General features: G+C 65.8%; 3 protein-coding genes. All 3 read left to right on the forward strand.

Annotated features, from left to right (window positions below; translation table 11 throughout):
* Window positions 1-464 precede the first annotated feature (464 nt).
* Window positions 465-1,313, forward strand: coding sequence for a GntR family transcriptional regulator (locus tag ACFU6K_RS34205; RefSeq protein WP_380669762.1), 849 nt, complete (start codon window positions 465-467; stop codon window positions 1,311-1,313).
* Window positions 1,310-1,996, forward strand: a complete 687-nt coding sequence (locus tag ACFU6K_RS34210; RefSeq protein WP_380669764.1) for an HAD family hydrolase — start codon at window positions 1,310-1,312, stop codon at window positions 1,994-1,996. Before ACFU6K_RS34205 ends, ACFU6K_RS34210 begins: the two co-directional genes overlap by 4 nt.
* Before the next feature lie 315 nt (window positions 1,997-2,311).
* The gene (locus ACFU6K_RS34215) at window positions 2,312-3,109 is read left to right on the forward strand and encodes a hypothetical protein (protein ID WP_380669766.1); all 798 of its coding nucleotides are present in this window, start codon (window positions 2,312-2,314) and stop codon (window positions 3,107-3,109) included.
* Window positions 3,110-3,478: the final 369 nt, after the last annotated feature.

Below are 3,478 nucleotides of genomic sequence, written 5' to 3' on the forward strand. Positions count from 1 at the left end.
AACCTTGGCCGGGAGCGCGGCGGCCCGACTCATCTGGGCCCAGCTACTTGCGATGCACGAGTAGCCATGGCCACGGCCCCACCGCGAACGGAAGGGCCGGGCCAAAGTCACTCGTTCACAGCTCGGGCCCCACTCCGCCGAAGCGGAGCAGGGCCCGAAATGCCGTCCTCTTGGGGAGCGAGCTCCCGTTCAGGCGTGGACGGCGTGACCTTTCGGTCGTGCCCTCCGGACTGCCCAGGCGCCGGGTACCTCGGCCCGATCTATCCCGGGCCCCTTCGCCCTGGACGCGGCGGCAGCCGGCCATTCACGGGCGCATTTGTGCAGGTCAGAGCAGCCCAAAGAAGGCCCCTCTGTGTCGCCCCTGTCTCACTTGGTGCGACACCCACAACATAGACAACCTGCTTAGGCAGGTCAAGAGAGTCGGGTTTCTCGCGCCTGTTGGGCGCCTCCCCTAGCATTGGTCTATGGCCCTAGACCCGGATGACTCTCGCCCCCCGTACCAGCAGGTCCGCGGCTCTCTGCGGGCCTCGATCCTCACGAAGCAGCCAGGGTTCGAGCCCGGCGACAAGCTTCCCTCCGGTCCCGAGCTGGCCAAGCACTTCGGCGTGGCGCGCGGCACGGTGGACAAGGCGCTCGACCTGCTCCGCACCGAGGGGCTGATCGTGACCCGGCAAGGCAGCGGCTCGTTCGTCCGGGAGCGCACCTCTCGGCCGGTTGGGCTGCGGCCGCACCTCGAAGCGGCCTTCGAGCAGCAGCAAGTGACGCTCGACTTCGCCGGCTTCTCCAGCGAGACGCTGCACAACGCGCTCCAGGAGCCGCTCGACAAGGTCCGCTCCGGGCGGCTGGCGCCGGAATCCATCACGGTCCGCCTGCTGCTGCCGGACACCACGGCGCCCATGGCCGTACCGGTCCTGGTCGACGGGCTCCAGGACGAGGCCGTCCTCCGGCAGCGCGCCCGCAACATCGCCCTGACGAACGCCGGCGGCATCGCCCACTCGGTGGAGATGCTGGCTGAGCTGGGCCTGGTCCAGAAGGCGAGCGTCCAGGTCAAGGTCCACCGGGCGTCCAGCCTGTTCAAGCTGTACATCCTGAACCGGTCGGAGGCGTTCTTCGGCTTCTACCCGCTCCGCGAGCGCACCGTGGCGATCGACGACACCGCCCACACCTTCTACGACGTGACCGGCAAGGACACCACCCTGTTCCACCACGCCGCCGGCCCGGACGACGCCTCGCTCGGCTCGCAGTACGTCCAGCAGGCCCAGATGTGGTTCGACAGCGTGTGGTCCACGATCGCCTACGAGCGGCAGCCATGACCGCCACCCGTCAGCAACTCGCCGACGTGCTGCGGCCGGTGAAGCACGTGCTGCTCGACTTCGACGGCCCGGTCTGCTCGGTCTTCGCCGGCCTGCCCGCCCCGGAGGTCGCGCGCCGACTCTGTGAAGACCTGCTCGCTGCGGGCGAGCGGGCCCCGGCCGGGGCGGAGGAGGAGAACGATCCGCTCGCCCTGCTCCGGCTGATCTCGGGCGCCCGCCCCGATCTCACGGCCAGCGCGGACGCCGTGCTGACCGCACTGGAGACCGAAGCTGTTCGGGTAGCTCGCCCGACCCTGGGCGGAGAATCGGTTCTGCGAGCTGCCGTCCGCTCCGGTCGGTTGGTCTCGGTCGTTAGCAACAACTCGGGTGCGGCCATTGAGACCTACCTCACCGAGCACGGCCTCAGCGGCTACGTGGCCGGCGTCTTCGGTCGAGCCCCTGGCGACCCCTCGTCCATGAAGCCGAGCCCGCGCCTCCTGCTCGAAACCATGGAGGCCGCGGGCACCGGGCCGGAGCACTGCATCTTCATCGGCGACGCGGCCCGCGACGTCGAGGCCGGGAAGGCCGCTGGTGTCCCGACAATCGGATACGCCAACAGGCCAGGGAAGGATGTCAGGCTCGCCGCCGCTGGCGCCGTGGTGATCGTGGACTCGATGGAGCTCATCGCGGACGCTCTGACCTGATGTCCGAGTTCTGATCAGCCACCGGGCTGGTCAGCGGCTGGGCACTCGCCCACCCTGCTGACCAGCACGTTTCCTATCACCGGCTGTCAACGTTGGTCGCCTCCGGTAGACCTCGCCCGGCCCGGAGGCGGCCCGGGCGGATCCAGCTGTAACGCCACTCCCCTTGGCGGGATCACAGCAAATCAACGGCGCCACCCCTCAGGCCATTTGCCAGTACCCCTGGAAAATGTCAAGCGATATATCAACCCCCTAGCCAGTGAAATCCCGAATCGGGTAGCCTGGCAGACCCAGCGTTGGAGTAGGTAAGGGGCGCCAATGAGGTGGCTATTCGTAGATGAAACCAATAACTCGCCAAAGGATGGAACCTTCTTTATCTGCGGCGGCCTCGCGATGGAAAGCTCTCAAATAGCAGCAGCCCATGACATGGTGCAGGAGGTTCGCGAGCAATACGGGTTTCAGGACACTGATCAGTTCAAGTTTCAGACTGCATCCCGCCCGAAGGGGATGGATCTGGCAACGTGGACCGATGCGAAGCGCACAGCCCTGGAGCGCGCATCAGAGATAGGGGTAGACCTCTTCGTCTACGCGATCCACCATGGCATCGCCAGCGGACAGGCAGACAGGACAGCCGAGTACGGGCTCAATGCGATCATCGCAAAGTTTGGGATGGCATACCTCGAAGAGCTGGATGACTATGGTGCAGTCTGCATCGATCGCGTCGACCCGAAGTTTGGCTTCAGCTACTTCCGAGACCGATTCCAACAGCCGCTAAACCTTCCCGACGGACGCCAGCCAAAAGTTGAGCGCGTTGTGCACTATTCGATGTCATGCGACGGAGCATCTCATGTGAGCTCCCTCGTCGACCTTGCCATCGGCGGGATTCGATATTGCATGAACGCAGCCACGGGCAACGGAAGCGACGACGTGGCAGCAAAGATCATGCCTCCGCTCGTTGACCTCCTCTGGTCGAAAGAGATCAACGGCTCAATCGTCGCGCGTGACTACGGATTCCTGCTCTATCCGCGAACCATCAAGGCCGAGGTCTACAAGCAGGCCTACAAGGATCTCACCACGACGCTGACCAAGTACCTGCCCGAAGAAGCGGAGAGCTAACTCGCGCCGGCGCCCGCCCCCGGCCGCGGCGGGTTTGTCCTTACGTCGTCCGTCCGCCCTGGCGCGGCCGGCCGTCGTCGTCGTGGGGTGCAGACAGGAGCGGAGGCGAGCGGCGGGCCAGCGCCGCGAGCGCAGCGAGCCTTGATGAAGTAGCGAAACTCGTAACAGTCCGCCCCTATCCCGCCCATGCACCCCCGTTGGCAGGGGGTCGTCGGGACCATGATCCGGACCAGGCGCGGACCAGATCCGGCCCGTGATCAAGACCTTGCAGGTCAAGGTATCCCTGGTCAGCGGCCTGTAAATCTGTCGCGCAAGCTACGCAGGTTCGAACCCTGCACCAGCCACAGGATAGAGAAACAGCCCCCGATC

The organism is Kitasatospora sp. NPDC057512 (assembly GCF_042802135.1).
Taxonomy (GTDB): Bacteria; Actinomycetota; Actinomycetes; order Streptomycetales; family Streptomycetaceae; genus Kitasatospora.

What these genes read in the sequence shown, in the direction of transcription:
- ACFU6K_RS34205 (WP_380669762.1), top strand. Translation starts at nt 465, where the DNA reads ATGGCCCTAGACCCGGATGACTCTCGCCCCCCGTACCAGCAGGTCCGC.
- ACFU6K_RS34210 (WP_380669764.1), top strand. Translation starts at nt 1,310, where the DNA reads ATGACCGCCACCCGTCAGCAACTCGCCGACGTGCTGCGGCCGGTGAAG.
- ACFU6K_RS34215 (WP_380669766.1), top strand. Translation starts at nt 2,312, where the DNA reads ATGAGGTGGCTATTCGTAGATGAAACCAATAACTCGCCAAAGGATGGA.